The organism is Lacrimispora sphenoides JCM 1415 (assembly GCF_900105615.1).
GTDB classification, from domain to species: domain Bacteria; phylum Bacillota; class Clostridia; order Lachnospirales; family Lachnospiraceae; genus Lacrimispora; species Lacrimispora sphenoides.
Map to the genome: position 1 here is coordinate 2,479,461 of NZ_LT630003.1, position 18,220 is coordinate 2,497,680.

Consider the following 18,220-nt stretch of genomic DNA (forward strand, 5'->3'; position numbering starts at 1 on the left):
ATGCTTATCTCATTGATTTATGGGCCGAGGTATCTTCTCTTCTGGTATTCCGGTTCCATTATCCCGTATCGTAATTCGTATCTCTTAATCGTTTACTTTATATTCCGTTCTTTAATTCCGCTCTGTTATTCCGCACTGTTATTCCGATCTGTTATTCCGCTCTTTTACTCCGCTCTTTTCTCCACGTTCATTGCCGCATAAAACAGGATTCTTTAAATGGAATACCCATACTCTTCCATACACTGTTTTATGTATTCCTCATAGGCTCTCTCCAGCCACAGATTCCTTAGAAGCGTCACAGATTCCTCATAATCCGCCCTTCCGTAGTCATGCTTATCCAGTACCTTTAAGATTCCCTGGGAGGGTCCGTAGTCTAATACGCCGCTGCTCTGCCCCGGCTCCATAGACCGGGTCTGTTCTGCAAGCCAGGTCATTTCCTGATTATCTCTTGGAAAATCCGCTGTATCATATTCTACTTCCTCGTATTCAATTTTAACTTCTGATACTTCATTGATCTTATTAACAATATCCGCAGGCTCTTTTCCTTCAGCAAATCCTTTCTCCACAAAGCTCCAGACCTTTTCCAGTTCCTCCGGATACGCTCCTGCCTTCATGCCGTAATACATATAGATTCCGATCCTGGCTTTGCACCCCTTATCAAACAGGGTTGGGTCTGCACTGGCGTAGAGCTCCTTCAGCTGATCCTCGGAAGGCTTCAGTTTTTCCTCTATGAGTTTTCCCTTCAGTTCATCCCTCACTTCCATCTGCGTTCTGGAGATATATTCCATCAGTCCGTATTGACCGGGGCCGTAAGAAACGCTCTGGGAGGACTGCCGTTTTTTGTTCTCTTCCTCCAGGGATCTTTTGATATCCTTCAGAGTGATATCGGCAGGAATCCCATATTGGGAAGCCTTTAGCCGTTCCACCGTGTCCCGGTAAAGACGTTCCATTGCCTTTTGTTTTAATACCTCCCCGGGGACCTCGCCCTGGATTTTAGTCTCCCAAAATCCGTTTTCATTTGGGTCTAACTGATACTTATTGTAAAAATAGGACGTAACTTCGGCCCGGCAGTCATTTTCATAAAGCGCCAGATGGTCCTGAGTAATGGTATAACTTCCAATTTTCAGCACTTCATGGGAAGGGCCATTTAGCCACCAGATTCCTAACATGAATAAAGCTATGAATACAACCGTTCCCATTATCACGTTCCATCTGCGCGCTTTCTGTTTCATTGTTTCCTCCCTGCTCCTTACAGCTTTCTTCTATATTTTACCAGTTCCTGAGTCAAACGTCTCTCCATTTCATGAATTTCTTCCATTTCTGCATCCGGATCCCGGAGAACACGTTTTGCTTCTTCAAGCAGCTGTGTCAGACCTGCCTCATCCACATTGCTGTAATTCTCTGCATTGATATTGGAAGCCATATCAACAATAAAGCTTAAATTCTTTTTTATCACCTTTTCCGGTACATAATCGGATTCCCAAACCAGCAACGGCTTTACGGCTCCTTCTTTGGCAGTTCTGGAGGAGTGAATGTCCAGGTAATTATTTTTTGCTGCCGTTGGTATGCTGATCTCAAAGGAGATCTCTGCGTCTTCATTCCTTTTAGCCCTGTTAACAGCTTCCGTTACATCAAGCTTCTGGATCAGGCTATCGGATGTCATGGCTTTTGTAAGGAAAGCTGCCGGATTTGTATCCATACGGGTCGGGAAACTATTGAAGGTTACCGTTGCCCCTTCCCAATCGCTCTCCACCTGATAAATATCCGCGCTGGTAAAATCCGCACTTGGCGTACCGGACAGCTCAAAGGTCAGATAAACTGCCTGAGCGGATTCCGGCACTTGTTCTAAGCTGAACTTCATAAGGGATTTTCTTGTATAATTTTGTGCTCCCGCATCATTTTTAACAATCAGGTAGGAAGAACCGCTGAAATTTTTATTGCTGTCCGATCCGCCTTGTACGTAAACATTGTCCATGACCGGTGTGGATTCGTCGCCGACCTGCACCTGGATCCGTGGGGTAAATCCTGCCGTATTGCAGAGCCCCTCTGGCAATACCAGTTGTCCGGTTAAATCATAGGTCCCGAATACGTCTTTCTGATAATCCCCTCTCTCCCATAAAATATCCAGTGTGTGGGTTCCTCCTGCATTGTCATAAGCTTCCACTGTCTTAGGAAGCTGCAGATCCGTGAACTTTGTTCCGGGATCTGCCTTGATCCGGTCAAACTCTCCGGAAAGACCGATGATTTCACATGTCTTAGGTTCTTTAATCTTTAATGTGATCTTGCTGGTCCGGCCTGCCATTCCTGCTGTCCTTACAGCCAGCTTGATAAACGGAGTTTTCTGAAGCACCTCTACATTGGCATCGGATTCTTTTATGTCTCCGCCTATATATGGGAGTGAAATCTCAATGGTACCATGGTTCTCCTGGGTGGGATCCGACACCCCTAGGGTTGCTTCGTCTCCATTGATCTGCATTGTTACAGAAGCGGCTTTACTGGATGTGATCCCCGCTGCAGTCGTTGCCTTGTTATTCCAGAAATTCACTGCCGTGATTCCCAGGGCCTTTTCTCTGACTGCATGGGCGTCTTCGCTGCACACCAGGACTTCAATTTCCGGATTTTCACAGTACTGCGCCGTTTCTTCCGCAGTCTTACCTGGAAGAATCACATAGGAATAATCCGCATTCGCTGGCTTTTTCCCGTGCTCGAACCAGAATGTGGCAAACTGGTTTGTCTCCTCCCCTTCACTGGTTCCCTGGGCATTCCAGTTACCGGTCCTCTTTTCTTTCAAGGCCATGACATCGGTTTTCCCAGGAAAATAGTAGCCTATATCGGAGCCTGCCGCATTTCCCTCCAGATGGATCCAGGAGACACCGGCTATGTTAGCTCCTTTTGATACACATTCCTCACCATCGTCCCTGATATCCTTTGCTTCCCCATCGAACAGCACCTCATTGCTTCCGTCCTTATTAAGCTTTCGGTTGTCAATAATGGTCTCCACGTAATTGCCGGTGGAGGAAGTGATCCCGCTTCCCACTGCTGCGATTTCGTCATCAAATAGGAACCAGGACTTTTTAGCGTCCGTGCCTGATCTGGTACTGCCGCTATTGCCCAAGGTCTTATAATGCATTCCTGCTGCACCGTAACTGCCAAGGCTGGAACCGCCCACCCAGCTGTAAATATTCTTTGTCCGGTCGCCGGCGCCGTTGGGCCGGGTGACATATTCGGTGGTCGTTCCTGCCAGGCGCTTTGGATCTACAGTAGCCCAGTAGCCTTCCCCGTACTGGTCTCTGTCTCGGTTGTAAAGGTATGTCATACCATCGGAAACATTCCATGTGTGCTTGCCTTCATCGTTGATCAGCTCATGCCCGTACGTACGGCTGGAATGCATGGATAAAGCGAATCCGAATTCCGGCATAATATGGACCAGCTTATCCATACCTGCAAACAGCTTGTGAAGCACATACTCACTCCTCGGTTCAATGGAAGCATCGTTCATAATCTGATTCGCCTTCATTAATGAAGCAATATGGGTACTGTGGCTGTAATAATAATCCTCATCCATCCCAATGAAATATTTCATCATGCTATTAAAGCAATCCTGCTGTTCTGCAGGCATGGCATCACCCATCAGCATCATGGCATCCATGATTCCCGCACCTCTTGTTTTGTCGTTTGAAGTCTTTCTGGTAATATCTCTTCCCGATACCATATCCATGCACAGCCCGCGATAAATAAATGGCTCGATCCCTTCAAATACCATATCAAAGATCAGCTGTTCTGCGTGATCCTCATAGGTAAGTTCAAAATCAGTGCCGGAAAATATGGAAAACAGAATACTCAGCTTCTCATAGAGCTGAGAACCGTATCCGCCCATATAGGAAAGGGCCTGATGCTGGATAAAGGACCCGTCCTCGTAGAATCCATCTCCTGTCGTCACATATTCAAATACGGTCTTATATGCCTTTTTCACATGATAAAGCTTATCCCTGTCGCCGGTCAAAAGACCGGTTTGGACCACTACCATGCCTTTGTCGATTAGATTTGCACCTGTCATGGCCGGAGATCCAGGATAGCCGGAGGGACGGTCACATACGTTCGTAAACCGGTTGACTGCCGCTGCATAGCGATCAATTTGATCCGGTGTCAAGTCCTCATATAGAATCAGGGCCGTATCCAGAAATGCAATGGGACCTCCGATTTCCCAGTGCCACCAGTTTCCGAACACCGGGGTCTTTTCATCGCTGCTGTTATAATGATATTCATTCATAAAATCCAGGGCCAGGATCAGCTCTTTTTTTACTTTCTCATTCTGGTATAGCTGGCATCCCTTTGTTGCCCATGCGATTGCCATATCTTTTAACCGGTAGAAGGTCACAGCCACATTGCCGGAATGGACCTTGGCTTCTGCGCCGGTTCCTTTGATGTAGCTCATATCCAGATCGCTCCAGAGATTTGTCCTGGACTCATCGTTTCCTTTTATCATGGCATTCCAGTATTCCCCGGCCTTTTCATCAAGCCCATGGATATATGTGCGGACTGCTTCATTGCCGGTATTAAGCTCTCCGCCTAACAGCGTAACCAGCCACTTTTTCCTTAGTTCCTGAAACTGGGAATCAACAGGTTGTGCATTCATTGCCGTGGAAAGTTCTGACGCAAGTTCATTGATCCTTTCCCTCACCTCTCTGGTAAACAGGCTGACCCCAGGAGGAGCCACATTTTCATAGGTCAGCTTACTCTGATCGTATTCCTTTTGGAAAACCGATTTCCCCTCTTCCATAAGCTGTAATATTTTCCCATAAGACTCGGGCGTATAAGCGCCGGGATTTAAGCTTTTCGCCTTTTTATACAGGGAAGGAAGACCGGGAAGAGCCACGGTTATATCGTACTCCGGCAGCCAAACAGAGGTTTTAAAGTTTCTTGCCTTAAATACCACACTGTCTTCATAAATCTTTACATGGTAGCCGGTTCCGGCTTCTTTTACTCCGTTTTCCGACTCATTATAAGAGGGCAGATCAATCAAGATGCCGTATTCCCTGTCAATGGCTTCCGCCACGCCGAAACCGTTGTGAATATGACCGGACATGTAAATCACCTGGGGATATTTAGCAAATATCTCCTTTACTTTGGAATCCTGGTTACCGAAATCCAGCAGGATATTGCTTCTCCAGTGGCTGTCCTTTAATGCATTGTGTCCCATGACAAAAATCGGCTTATCCGGGCTGGCATTTTCAGCCAGAGTCTCTTCCAGCCAGTTTAACTGTTCTCCGGAAAGGTACATGGTATCCTTTAATCCGTTTTCCGTATTGAGTACAATAAAATGATACCCTCCCAGCCACCGGTCAAAATAAAGGGTTTCACCGCTTCCCGGCATATATCTTTTATTATGTTTCAGATAAAGAGCTTTTGCGGTTGGCCAGTATGCGCTGATAACAGTTTCATCCTTGTTCCAGTCAGCAGAATTGAATCCCCTGACATCGTGATTTCCAAGGGTCATAATAATCTTGTCGTCAGAAACCGGCGAATACTGATCCATGATATTATAAATCCCACGATACTGGGCCTCTGTGCCGCTCTGTGTAAAATCACCCAGATTTAATACCCCCAGAGAGTCAGGAGCTATGGTTTTCATATCCTTTAACCCTGCAATGAAATTCACTGCATTGGTTTCCGACAGGTTATCAGATTTTATATGCACATCGGCTACCACCTGGAAACTGCAAAGCGGCTCGCTGCCTTCTAAAAATTTATTGTATTTTTCTTTCAGACTGCTGACGGCGGCCATAGCTGCGGCGGCTGTCATGCCCTCCAGTTCTTTTTCTACATTCTCAATTTCCTGCTCCATTCCACGGATCCCATCCAGAGAATACTGGGAACCCGGTTTGATGGAGGCCAGCTGTTTTTTCATTTGTTCCACTGCTGCCATCACTCCTTCTGCTTCATAAATTGTTTTTACGGTAGAGGCATTCATTGCCTTCTTGTACACCCGGAGCTCATCAACGGTACAGCCGCTCATGCCATAGCACCCTCTGCCATCGCCGCCTAAGATGAAGTCCAGTCCCGTATCAACAGATTTTCCTTTGTGCCCTGTCATAGATACAGACGAATATTTCTCTCCATCCAGATAAACCGTCATTTCGCCATCCCTGTCAAAGCTGCCGGCTACATGATGCCATTTGTCATCGTTTGCAGGGATTCCTTTTAATTCCACCCGGCTGTTTCCTGTTCCTGAAAAATTCATTCTCATATCCACATCACTGACATTATTAAAATTACCAAATGCCCACCCCGTATTGCTGCCGCTTATATAGTTTTTATTGGAAAGGATGGTACCGTTATTCTGCCCGTGATTTTCCGTCTTCAGCCAGAAGGACAGGGAAAAATCTTCCGTTCCAAATTTCAAATCCCCAGTCTGACCATAGGAAATATAATGGTCGGCTTTGGTGTTTGGCTGTCCGGCTTTGCTCCCGTTATCCACGGAAACGCCGTTTCCCCGGATCCCCTTTACAAAGACCGGCTGTCCGTAAATGATTCCATCATTTCCTCTTCCGGTCTGGTCTTTTACCCTGCTCCCGGATATACTGCTTTCATCAAAGGAAGAATGCATGACCAGCCCGTCATTTAAAACCGTTTCCAGAGCGTTTTGATCCGTATCAGACGCAGGATTCCCTGGTATAGGAGCTGCATAAATAAGAGTCTCCATAAGTATAGAACAAATCAGCGCCGCCCCGCATATTTTTTTCCATTTTACCTTCATAAGACCGCTTCCCCCAAATGGTCCCTGAAAGAGGGAAATCCCTCTTTCAGGTTAAATTATCACTGGACCCAGGCTCCGTTATCATCCACCCGATATCCGTCAGCCGTTGTGGTATTGGTACTAAGGGCTCCCATCGGTCTGCTTCCTCTTTCTCCAGTCTGATGTCCCCATTTGCCGTCTTCTGTTTTATGCCAGCCGGTTTCTCCCTGTGTAGCAGGGTTAAAGTAATACCAGATTCCATTGATAAGAATCCAGCCGGTTCCCATGGCGCCGGACTCATCAAGGTAATACCAGTACCCGTCTGATTCTTCTTTAACCCAGCCCGACTCCATGGAACCATTCTGGCTCAGCTTATACCATATGCCCTGATCCACGATCCATCCGGTCTGCATCATGCCGTCTTTATCGAACCGGTACCATGTTCCATTAATTTTTGCCCATTCATTGGAAGCATAGGTTTTGTCAGCCTTTAAAAATCTCCATGCCGTTTCATTGACCTTCTGCCATTGTCCGCTTATACCGGCCCCCGTCCTTTGAGAGGACGTGCCTCCTCCAGAGCTGCCGGAACCGCTTCCCTGGGAAGTCTCCTTTATCACCGTTATCTGGAAGACGTCTGTGAATACTTTAATGGCATTGTTGACCGCTGTACGATAAGTGATGATCACATCCTTTACCCCCGGCACCGAAGTGCTTACATCTGATATCTCATAGCCGTTTATGGCTTTTAATGAGCCATCACTATATACGGCGGCCACCTTTAGGCCGAAATGGCTGATTCGCTCTCCTGTTTTATATATAATTTGATTCGGTAATGTGATAATATTAATCCCTGTGATAATCCTGTTTTCCGTTCCCGAATTCCCGCTAAATTCCAGGCCTTCCAAAGCCTCTTTCAAATTGTCGTATGCCTGGTCTACTCGGTCCTGGTCGCCCTTTGTAAGCGTTTTATCCTTTAAAACAGACTTAGCTTCTGAAAGAGCATCTTTTAATACCCCATAGGACTCTTCGGTATAATCCTTCTTGTTCTTGGATTCCGCTATGAGCACCAGATCCCGGAGGGCGGAAGTATCAGGCTTTAAATTCTCTTCTGATTCCAGATACCAGATAGCCTCCATCAAATTGACATATGCCTTATGAACTTCTGATTCGGTTGCTTTCGTATTGATCAGTACGGAAGCAGCCTGGTTGAACGCCTTTATAAAGCGGTTTTTAGCTCCATCGGTCAGCTTATCCAATGCGCCTTGATTGACCAGATCCGCCGCTTCGGTATAAAGGACAAGGAGTGCATTCTTGTCTTCCGGTTCAATTATATTCACGGTTACCGCGGCAAACTTCTGATTCGGATTTTCAATTGTCTCATGGCCGGTAAGATCCAGATATCCGATGCAGGTATAGGAGAACACCTTTTCCGGGTCATAAGCATGATCGGGGAACCAGTATGCAATGGGTACTTCCGCTTCCTGCCCATTATCTAACAGTGCTGCTGCTGTCCCCGGAAGTCCCAGTTCCTCCCATGGCGTTCCAACCAGCTGGATGATCGGAGCAATATCCCTGACCGAGACAACTTTATGCATCGCCTCCATGACATAAACCGTACACCTTATGGGAAGCTTTACCCCATTTGCCTTCCCATACACCACAAAGCTTCCCTCGCTCTGGTAATTTGCAGAATCAATGCTGTTCCATTCCACGGTCACATTCTTCTGTTCTCCGCTCGAGTAACTGACTGATACCGTCTCCGGAAGAACCGGACTCTTCCCTGCCGGTGTTGATACGGAAACAGCTTCCACCGACCTTTCGTAAACATTGCTTAATACCATGGTAGGAGCCATCTTTCCGCTTGCCTCTTTGGACGCGAAATCAATACCGCCGTTGTCACCGTTAGCATACTCACCGAAATAATCGGTTGTCATAAGGAAGGAAAACTTTGTCTGTCCTTTTTTCGCATAGGCATTTTTTACCCAATCGGTCACATCCAGTTCCAGTATATTCTCATGGGCATCTCGGATATTGGCATACACGATTTTTTTATCTTTGATCACCAGGTTCTTAAAAGAAACATTGGGAGAGGAATTCCACGTCACTGTTCCTTCATTCCAAATGTCATCCACCTCATAAACCTTGAGATAAAAATGATTGTTAATGGTTTTATAATCCGCCTCCGAAACGGGTCTTGTCATCTGCAGCTTTATGGTAATGCTGGAGGCGGATCTCAGCATCTGCTCTTCATCACATAAATCAAAGCCGATCAGCCCATTTCTTGTGTAGGAAGGCGAGTTATTGGCTGTTTTGACCTTAATAACATTGGGATCGGAGCTTCCGTAAGCTTTGTTTCCGTCGTTTTGCTGGGTATAGGCATCCTTGGAAGTCACCTTTTCCTTTACGCTTGTTCCATCTCCCAGTTCACCGATGACCGTTATCTTTGCCCTGCATCTTTCCTTCAGGCCCGAAACAGTCCCTTCTACCGTGATCTCACCTTCGTGGGAATACTGTTCCAGGGTAAGCGTTTCCCATGTCACCCCAAGCTCCAGGGTCAAACCGCCTGTAAATTCTGCGGTAACCTTATCAGGGAGTACCGGGTAGATTCCTGCAAACGTCGATACATCAACCGGCTCAAAACCTTCCGGTGCATCTGCCACAATAATAGAAGCCACAACCTGATTGGATAATCCTGGAAGGACTCCGGCAAGTTCGATCACTCCCGCCTGCATGCAGTCTTCCTTTGTCAGTTCATCCCACTTAACCGGATAATCATAGGATTGCCCGTCCAGAATGATCTTTAAGGTTGCCGGCAGTTTCGGTACAACTCCGGGAGTCGTTACAATATGAACCTCCTCCACTTCTTCTGCCAGCTCATCTTCACTGGAATATTCCAGAGCGCCTATATCCACACGTCCGGCAATGGTATTGCCCATAATATCCTCGGTAGGCATGCCTTCGAGTCTCTGACCGGTGCGGATACAGGGAGACCCTTCCGTCAGCTGATACGGCTCTGCAAGCATCTGGATCCTGTCTTTGGTAAAATCAGAATCCATAAGGTCTTCCAGCTCCTCCAAAGGATACTTAAATTTGGAATAATCCTTTCCCGCCTTATAATCGATCAGCATGGGATCCTTAAATACATTTCCTTTGGCTTCCAGGCTCTCCTTATTCAAAACAGAACCAGCACTGGTGTTTGCAATGGTATCCGGGTAAAAACAGTTGTTTTCTATCACACTGTCTTCATGGATGGTGGATCCCTGGGCTAAAACTGCAAAGTCAATGGTTGCTCCATCTTTGGCCAGAACAATATTGTTTTTGAAATCCACAAAACAAGTTCGTTTGCTCATTCCGCCAAACAGTGAGGTTTTTTTATCTTCCCCAAAGACAACGATGGTATTGTTATAAATTTTGCCTACGCCGGGTCCTGCAGATGATGTATTGTCATAATGGAAGGTCTGCTGCTGCATCCTGTTTTCCCCGGGATAAGTGCCTGTACCGTCATTAATGCTTATATTATAGCGGAATATGGTATTTTTCTGGCTCGACATAAACAGCATGACACCGCCGCCGCAGTCATGGCTTAAATTGTATTGGAAGATATTGTCCACATTCATCATATCGGAGTCAAAGGCCTCGCCGTCATCGTACCCGTACCGGTTGCCGTAAACTTCATTATACTGTACGGTGACATCATCAGCAAACATGGTCCAGCACTGGGCGTAGTTTACTGAACCCCGGTCAAAGCCGCAGGAGGAATTTACCATATTTCCCTCGATCAGTCCGCCTTTGGTTTCTGTCAGAACGATGCCGTCGCCTACGACATTTTCCAGATAATTATTACGAATGGTTACATTGGAATAGTTTTTAAGGAATTCGTTTTTCCCCCAGCCGGAACTGGATATATCCGTATTGCATTTATTCCGGATCCCTTCAATAGCCACATTCTTTACATAATTCCCCTCAATGATCACCTCCTCAAAAGCTGCCCGCCCCATGGCTTTGGCGGTCAGATTGCCGCTGTCATCAACGGTGACCCTGTTTCCGTCTTTGTCCAGGTAATGGCCCATAACGATAATGCCGCCGGATGTTTTTCCGCCTTTGAAGTTGGAGTTGACATCGTGTACATAACAATTCTTCACGGTAATGTGTTTGTATATCTTTTTCTGATTGGAAGAATAGATCAGGATCCCGGCACGTTCACTGGTACCGCTGTCCATGGCTTCCCCCATCTTATCCGTATCTTCCAGATTCGTCACTTCCAGGTTATAAATTTCCCAGTACTCTTCGTTGTAAATCGTCACCGCGCCAGTAATGGAAGGCCCGGAGGTACCATTGCCGTTAATCAAAGGGCGGCTGCCTTCTCCATATGTATCAATGATGATGGGCACTCCCTCTCTGCCGCTGCCTTTGGGATTCAGTGCCTGATTCCAGATGCAGTCTGCTTTTAGCAGTATCTTGTCACCGGGTAGAAAGGTTTTGGAATTGACCCTGTCAAAGGTCTTCCACGCAGTCTCTTCTGTTTTTCCGTCTCCACTGTCATTGCCGTTTTTGGCATCCACGTAATACACAGTTCCCTCTTCCTGCAATTCCTGTGTTTTCTGCGCATTGGATGCAGTGGCATAGCTGGCATTGGACCTTGTCGCCTTGTGTTCATCCGAGTCTTCATAGCTGTCCGGCGACATTTCCAGGACATCAGCAAATCCGATCATGTTCACGGGCAAGATGCCGATCATCATCACTGCTGCCATCATGCCGGCCGCTTTTCTTTTGAAAAGCCTGCTGCTTTTAAGCATAAGAAAAGATCCCCCTTACTTTTTTTTTACGCCCATATCCGTTCATTTTAAACCCATAAGCACTTTCTGTAAAACAGCGGAATCATGGCGTTTCGTTATATAAAAAGTATAGCATTTATGGACCGGCGTAAAAATAAATCATCTTAAGGTTTTTGGCAATATCTTCATTTTTCTGTTTTTATTTATTACAGAATTTTACGATTTTTATATTTTCATCATCTTTTCTTATTTAATATTTCTTAGAACGTTATACCATTCATGTCTGAATTAAATGGACGATTATATTATAGCACAAACAAGGTCCAAAGAACCGCAACCGATTCTTTGAACCTTTCTTATACTTCTTCTTTTTCTCATGCTGTAAACGGTACTAACTCATTAACTAAAAAACAGTTCCTTCACTTCCTGTACAGGCATCTCCTGGCCTGTATAGAGTTTAAGAGCCTCAGCACCCTGCCATACAAGCATTCCCTGTCCGTCAATGCATATGCAGCCGGCAGCCTTTGCCTCTCTTAGCATCTTCGTTTCCTTTGGATTGTAAACCGCATCAACCACGACTAAGCCAGGGCGGAACATGGTCACATCCTTAACAACGCTCTCCTGATCCATAGGCTTCATCCCAACAATGGTGGCATTCGCCAAAATATCACTGGAAGCGATCTCTTCCCTCATCTTTTCATTATCCGCAATGTCATATACATTAACTACGCATTCCGGTTTTTCCTGCCTGATCTTTTCGGCGGTCTGAAGGGTTCTTTCAAAGAATGCATCCTTGATGTTAAAAACAGAAATTTCCCTTGCTCCCTCTAAGGCGCACTGCACCTGGATTGCAGCAGCCGCTCCGCCTCCGCCGCAGACAATGATCTTCTTGCCAGCAATTTCTACTCCGTGATCCCGGAGATTATCTACAAAGCCCTGGCCATCTGTAATATGTCCGGTCAGCCTTCCATCTTCATTTACTATGGTATTGACCGCGCCTATAATACGGGCGGCGGGCGATAGCTCATCCATGTATTTCACAGCTTCATTTTTACAGGGCATGGTCACGTTACAGCCCCTCATGCGGAATGTTTTTATAGCATCGATCGCCTTCTCAACCTCTTCTACCTTGATATCAAAGGCAAGATATGCGTAATCCAGCCCAAGCTTCTCAAAGCAGTAATTATACATAGCCGGTGAACCGGAATGTCCCACCGGCGAACCAATCAAACCTAACAAACCTGTTTTTCCCGAAATTCTTTTTTCCATCGTTCTTTTCTCCTTCTCACTCTATTGCCCATCTTTACCGGGTGTAAAGGTATGTCTGTATTAACGATAAGATACACTTATTTTACCGGCTTGTCAACAATTTCCTTTCGGCTGACTTAGAGCCGTTTTCCATCAGAGAATGGCTTTTATTAAAAACCATAAGACAGGCACAAGCAATGAAGGAAGCATATTTAACGCCTTACAGTCTTTGATTTTTAATATAGAAAGGCCGGAGCTAAAGATTAAAAAACCGCCTACAAGTGAAATTTCGGTTAATAATTCGGGAGTTAAAAAAACAGACAGGCAGCCGGAAAAAAGATAAATGCTTCCCTGCCACAAAAACAGAACTACAGCGGACAATGCAATCCCGATCCCATAGGTGGATGCCAGAACCATGGAGGTAACAAAGTCCAAAGTTGCATTTGTAAAAAGATAAGTATTGTCTCCATGAAGAGCGCTCTCCATGGGACCTAAAATTGAAAGTGTTCCGATACAAAACAGCAATATGGCCGTAGACAGCCCCTGCCCCAAATCTCCTTTTGAAAAACGGGCTACCACCCGATCAAACCTCTCCACCAGATTTAACCTGGCTCCAAAGAGGCTGCCTGCTGCAAGGCTGATGATAAACAGCACAGGAAAGCTGCTTTTTGGCATATTCTGTACGACTGCATGAATGCCAAGTCCGCAGGCGGAAAGTCCCATGGCATTATATAATGCATCCTGATATTTCTCTTCGATCCCCTTTTTCACACAAGTACCGATTAAACTGCCGGTCAGAATCGCAGCTGTATTTACAATAGTCCCTATCACGGTCATTCTTCCTCTCTGTAATAACAAATCTTCCATAGGCTTCATGTTTTTCCTATGAAAAACAGTATAACAGATTCCTTCCATTTTGCAAGATATTGTATCAGTCCGGTTCTACGATTCTTAACCCGCTTATGCCACCTCTCTCACATAAAGAATACCAGGCAATTGCCTGATTTCTTCTATAATCTTTACATGATTTACCTTATGGCGGAAATTGACATCAAAGGTCAGGGTGCCAAATTCCCCGTTTAAGGTCTTTATTTTACCTGCTTCCATATCAAAAATTTCGTACTGGGATTGTTCTGTATACAGAGATAGATTCTGCATGGAAAATTCTTCGTTGTATTCCAGATATATTTCCATGGTTTTTGCATGTGTTTTTATATAAAGGTCAATCTTTTTTAAATACATCAGAGAAAAAATAATAAAAATACTTCCTATAATGGCTCCGCCGTAAAAACCGATTCCAACCGCCAGCCCAACCGCTGCGGCCGCCCAGAGGCCCGCCGCAGTTGTCAGGCCCCTGATCTCGTTTTTAGCGGTGGTGATAATGGTTCCGGCTCCTAAAAAACCAATTCCGCTCACCACCTGGGATGCCATTCGGGTAGGATCCACATTGGTATAGATTGTTGCAATATATTGATTGGTAATCATAATAAGGGCTGAGCCGCACCCCACCAGAAGGTAAGTCATAAAACCTGCCGGTCGGTTTCTTAAACCCCTTTCCATTCCGATTGCCCCGCATAAAATAATGGACAGAAAAAGCCGGAATGCAATGGAGGCTATATTTACCTGTGATAACATATAATGAATCAATCACCTCTCCCGCTCTATGTAATCAGATACATAAGTTCCTGAATTAATTCTCTATTATCTGGCTGGCAATTACCTTCACAAATGACATTGTGCCTGTATGTCCCGCACCTGGTACACCGGTGGATCAATTGAAATCCCTTTTTCGTATGATATCGGATCCCTGTCGGTTCCATAAGCCCCTTGCAGCTGTTTTTTCTGTCACCAGGGACTTCACCATCTACATGGAGAGAAAACAGGCAAAAGGGGCAATGGTTTCTGTAGCTGCCGTTTTGAATAGGCAGCACCTCTCTTTTACAATTTTGACAGACGAATGCCGTATTCAATATTCTTTTCTTCATAAAAAACCGCCTCCATTTTAAAAAACGGAGGCGGTGTCTCATGATCCTATGACAATGAGCCGCATACTAAAACATATGCAGCCTCCGTTTTTCATATTCTTTTCTTCTGTTCCGCTCATATTCCATACGCATCACTCCTTTTCTTTCCCCATCTTTCTACTGGCTCAAAGGCTTTAACTTGTTTACCAGGCAGAAGTACTGGTAAAATTCTTCTGCATCTTTCCGACGCTCCGCATCAGTCAGACCATTTTGCATATCAAAAAGAATCTTTTGCATGATCATATTGGAAAAATATTTAAGTTCTACATTTCCCCATTTTGAAATCTCCGCTCCGTCGGAAAAATAATCCCAGTAGAACAGAGTTTCTTTATCATTCAGCTGAATCCTGAATTTTTCGTGGCTTTGAATTATCCCATCTCTGCAAGCAGAGCTTTCAAAATTATCCTGCAGCATAAAGGCCCCTATGATACGCCGCCTCTTTTCTGCCACCCCCTTGGGGCATTCCGTGAGGAGACAGGCTGAATTCAGTTTAAGCCTTACCGGAAGCTTGGGCTTTCCTTTGGAGGCTCCGCTCTGATAGGAACCTGCATAGACTGACCACGTAGAAAAAACACGTTCCTTGTTATTCTCTACAAATCCAAAGGACGCCTGGGAATCGGGACGGATCTTCAAGTTTTGTATTTCCTCCAGACGTTCCTGCTCACTGATCTCCTCTGCACGTCTGCTTTCTTCTTCCTCCATAATATGCTTCAGCATATTGTTCATTTCTGTTTGCACCTTCTTATCCTTGAGGGTCAGAAATTTGTTAAAGGAATTTGGATACAAAAACTTTTTTTCGCCCTGAGGGAACAGTATGGTGATGTATTTCTCCTCAAGCTCCATGACCTTCCCTTCACCGAACTTCATATGGCTTACTTCCATTCCTTCCAACTGCATAATATTCCTCCTTTCAAAAAAAAGAAGGGCTTTTCATATCCATGCCATTGGCACAATACTAAAAGCCCTTCTTAAAAAGACGGTTCTTTACATGTCAATTATATGATTGTTCATGAAACATCAAATCTTCTGCAACGCTCGGATTTAACGTCTAATTACATTATAACACAAAAAAAATAATAAGCAAGGCCCCCCCTCCAGTATCTTCTGCCGGCTATCTGTATCTGATTGCAAGGCCCTTTAAGAAATTTCTGACATACCGGTCCTGGCATTCCTTATAATTGCGCTGCCCTTCCCTTCGCAAAAGTGCACTTAATTCACCGTTGGACAGATTGATTCCTACAGACTTAAAAATATCAAGCATGTCATCACCGGTAAGGGATAAGGCAATTTTAATTTTCTTTAGCAGGACATTATTGACTGACCGGTGATCCTTCACCATGAACAGTTGTTTTTCCGGCTCTCCCGGTTTTGTTTCCTGCTTTCCCCGTTTAAAAATAATGTAACCGTTTAAAAAGGACTCCAGCGTAAAATCATTGCAGATGTCCCTGTTTTTATCAACAATAGCCTTTTGCGCTCCGGAATCACTTAAATCGGCTTGAGGCTTTGCAAGAAGTCTTCGGACCCCTTCTTTTGTAATAGTGATTCCGCCCAGTTTGAATATTTCAATCATATCAGAATCTTTAATATCCATCGCATACCGCAATCTTATTAAAATATCGTTGTTATCCACACGGTTCCTCCTTAGGAAATACATTTTTACATGAAAACTGCAATATAGGAATTATACTAATTTGTGAAGGAAATAGCAATCTTTCTGATGGGATGTTTTTAAAAATATGGTATACTGGTAATACAAACTGCTTTTTACGAGGTAACACAATGGAAAAGGAAAAGATCATTAAAAGCATAAAAATTGCAGCTGCCGCTGTGTTGGCAATTACCATTGCGGCTGAGCTTGGTTTAAAATATTCTGCTACGGCCGGCATCATCACGGTGCTCAGCATCCAGAATACAAAGAGAGAAACCATTAAAAGCGCCAGAAACCGGACGTTTGCTTTTGTGTGCGCGTTAATACTCGCTGCCGCTTCCTTCCGTCTTTTGGGTTTCACTCTTTTTGCATTTGCCTGGTACCTTTTATTATTCGCCCTGCTTTGCCTGTATGCAGGCTGGGGAGAAGCAATTGCCATGGATTCCGTCCTCATCACTCATTTTCTGTCCGAGCGGTCTATGTCTGCGCCTCTCATAGGAAATGAGATTGCTCTGTTCCTGATCGGCACTACGGTTGGGGTTCTGGTTAATATGCATCTACGGAAAAAGGAAAAAGTATTTCAGAAACTGGCAGACGATGTGGATTCACAGATAAAGGGGATCTTAAGCCGCATGTCCCACTGGCTGATGGAGGAAGATAAAAGCGGATATAACCCGGATTGTCTGATACAGCTTAAGGAAAGCCTGGACCTGGCAAGAACATGCGCGCTTAATAATTACAACAATGCCCTTTGGAAAAAGGATTCTTATGAAGTGGATTATATCCAGATGCGCCAGCAGCAAAGCATGGTGCTTCAGGAAATCTATGAAAATATTAAAAGCATCACCTGCCTGCCCAGACAGGCAAAACAGGTGGCACTGCTTTTTGAAGGAATTGAACAGGGGTATCACAGAGAAAATACGGCAGAAGGTCTATTAAATAATTTGGACCTTTTGTTTCAGGATTTAAAAAGCCATGAGCTTCCTTCCAACCGGGAAGAATTTGAGGCCAGGGCAATCCTGTTCTATATTTTAAAACAGACAAAAAAACTGCTGATGATAAAGAGGGAATTCATTCTGACCCACCGCAGATAAGAGCCGCATGCTGTCTTAACGGAAAAATGCCCTCCTTGCAGCAAATAGACGGATTCCTCATCCAATTACCACAAAGGGAGCATATCGCAGCCGCCTGTTTGAAAACATTATGCAAAACCAAAATACCTCATAAGACCTAAGAAAATGCCATAAGCAAATCCATACTGATCATCGCGCAGCTTATTGGCATCCGACAAGTTGCTTAAATACCCCAGTTCAACAAGGTTTGATGGCATGTTTGTGTTTCTTAATACATACAGAGCCGGATTTTCCCTGATTCCGTTGTTTGCCGTTCCTGCTACCTGGTTTATACCTTCCATAACATGTTCTGCCAGCCACTGAGACTGGGTATAGAACTGATAAATATATACTTCCGTACCATTAATTGCAGGATTCGGATTCACATTACAATGTATGCTGATAAAATAGTCGGCCGGCCAATCATTTGCCATAGCTACTCTCTGCGCCAAACTGGTAGTATTATTGGTTCCTAATACGGTATTGGGTTCCGGCCTTGATACGCGCGCCTCAAACCTTGGGTCACTGTTTAGCAAATTTTGCAGATAAATTCCAACCTGAAAATTAATTTCAGACTCGCTTAAACCATTGGCCTCCGCCCCACTGTTAAAAAAGCCGCTAGGATTATGACCTTGATCAATAAATATTTTAATAGCCATATTAGCATTTCCTTTCAT

At 44.9% G+C, this 18,220-nt stretch carries 11 protein-coding genes; 1 reads left to right on the top strand and 10 read right to left on the bottom strand.

The window, feature by feature from the left end:
- Positions 1–212: 212 nt before the first annotated feature.
- The 9 genes from BMX69_RS11180 to BMX69_RS11220 form a co-directional block, all read right to left on the bottom strand.
- Positions 213–1,232 carry a hypothetical protein gene (locus BMX69_RS11180; protein ID WP_054791766.1) on the bottom strand — a complete coding sequence of 340 codons (1,020 nt, stop codon included), beginning with the start codon at positions 1,230–1,232 and terminating at the stop codon, positions 213–215.
- Between the two features lie 17 nt (positions 1,233–1,249).
- Entirely contained in the window at positions 1,250–6,757 is a 5,508-nt protein-coding gene (locus BMX69_RS11185; RefSeq protein WP_100042380.1) for a polysaccharide lyase family 8 super-sandwich domain-containing protein, read from the bottom strand.
- A gap of 59 nt (positions 6,758–6,816) precedes the next feature.
- On the bottom strand, positions 6,817–11,532 hold the full coding sequence (locus BMX69_RS11190) for an Ig-like domain-containing protein (protein ID WP_100042381.1): 4,716 nt from the start codon (positions 11,530–11,532) through the stop codon (positions 6,817–6,819).
- 378 nt (positions 11,533–11,910) lie between these two features.
- Positions 11,911–12,780: a shikimate dehydrogenase gene (gene aroE / locus BMX69_RS11195; protein ID WP_100042382.1), complete on the bottom strand. Its 870-nt coding sequence runs from the start codon at positions 12,778–12,780 to the stop codon at positions 11,911–11,913.
- Between the two features lie 132 nt (positions 12,781–12,912).
- Positions 12,913–13,626: a DUF554 domain-containing protein gene (locus BMX69_RS11200; protein ID WP_330387713.1), complete on the bottom strand. Its 714-nt coding sequence runs from the start codon at positions 13,624–13,626 to the stop codon at positions 12,913–12,915.
- Positions 13,627–13,719: 93 nt separating this feature from the next.
- Positions 13,720–14,406, bottom strand: a complete 687-nt coding sequence (locus tag BMX69_RS11205; RefSeq protein WP_092245953.1) for an MgtC/SapB family protein — start codon at positions 14,404–14,406, stop codon at positions 13,720–13,722.
- A 14-nt stretch (positions 14,407–14,420) separates the two neighbouring features.
- The gene (locus tag BMX69_RS11210; RefSeq protein WP_100042383.1) at positions 14,421–14,744 is read right to left on the bottom strand and encodes an RNHCP domain-containing protein; all 324 of its coding nucleotides are present in this window, start codon (positions 14,742–14,744) and stop codon (positions 14,421–14,423) included.
- A gap of 156 nt (positions 14,745–14,900) precedes the next feature.
- Positions 14,901–15,680 carry a hypothetical protein gene (locus tag BMX69_RS11215; RefSeq protein WP_100042384.1) on the bottom strand — a complete coding sequence of 260 codons (780 nt, stop codon included), beginning with the start codon at positions 15,678–15,680 and terminating at the stop codon, positions 14,901–14,903.
- Positions 15,681–15,894: 214 nt separating this feature from the next.
- A complete protein-coding gene (locus BMX69_RS11220) occupies positions 15,895–16,413 on the bottom strand; it encodes a YehS family protein (RefSeq protein WP_054791770.1) in 519 nt (172 codons plus the stop codon).
- Between the two features lie 149 nt (positions 16,414–16,562).
- Between BMX69_RS11220 and BMX69_RS11225 the strand changes: the two genes are divergently transcribed.
- The gene (locus tag BMX69_RS11225; protein ID WP_054791771.1) at positions 16,563–17,525 is read left to right on the top strand and encodes an aromatic acid exporter family protein; all 963 of its coding nucleotides are present in this window, start codon (positions 16,563–16,565) and stop codon (positions 17,523–17,525) included.
- Positions 17,526–17,632: 107 nt separating this feature from the next.
- Here the strand turns inward: BMX69_RS11225 and BMX69_RS11230 are convergent, their stop codons facing one another.
- A complete protein-coding gene (locus BMX69_RS11230; protein ID WP_100042385.1) occupies positions 17,633–18,202 on the bottom strand; it encodes an N-acetylmuramoyl-L-alanine amidase family protein in 570 nt (189 codons plus the stop codon).
- Positions 18,203–18,220 lie beyond the last annotated feature (18 nt).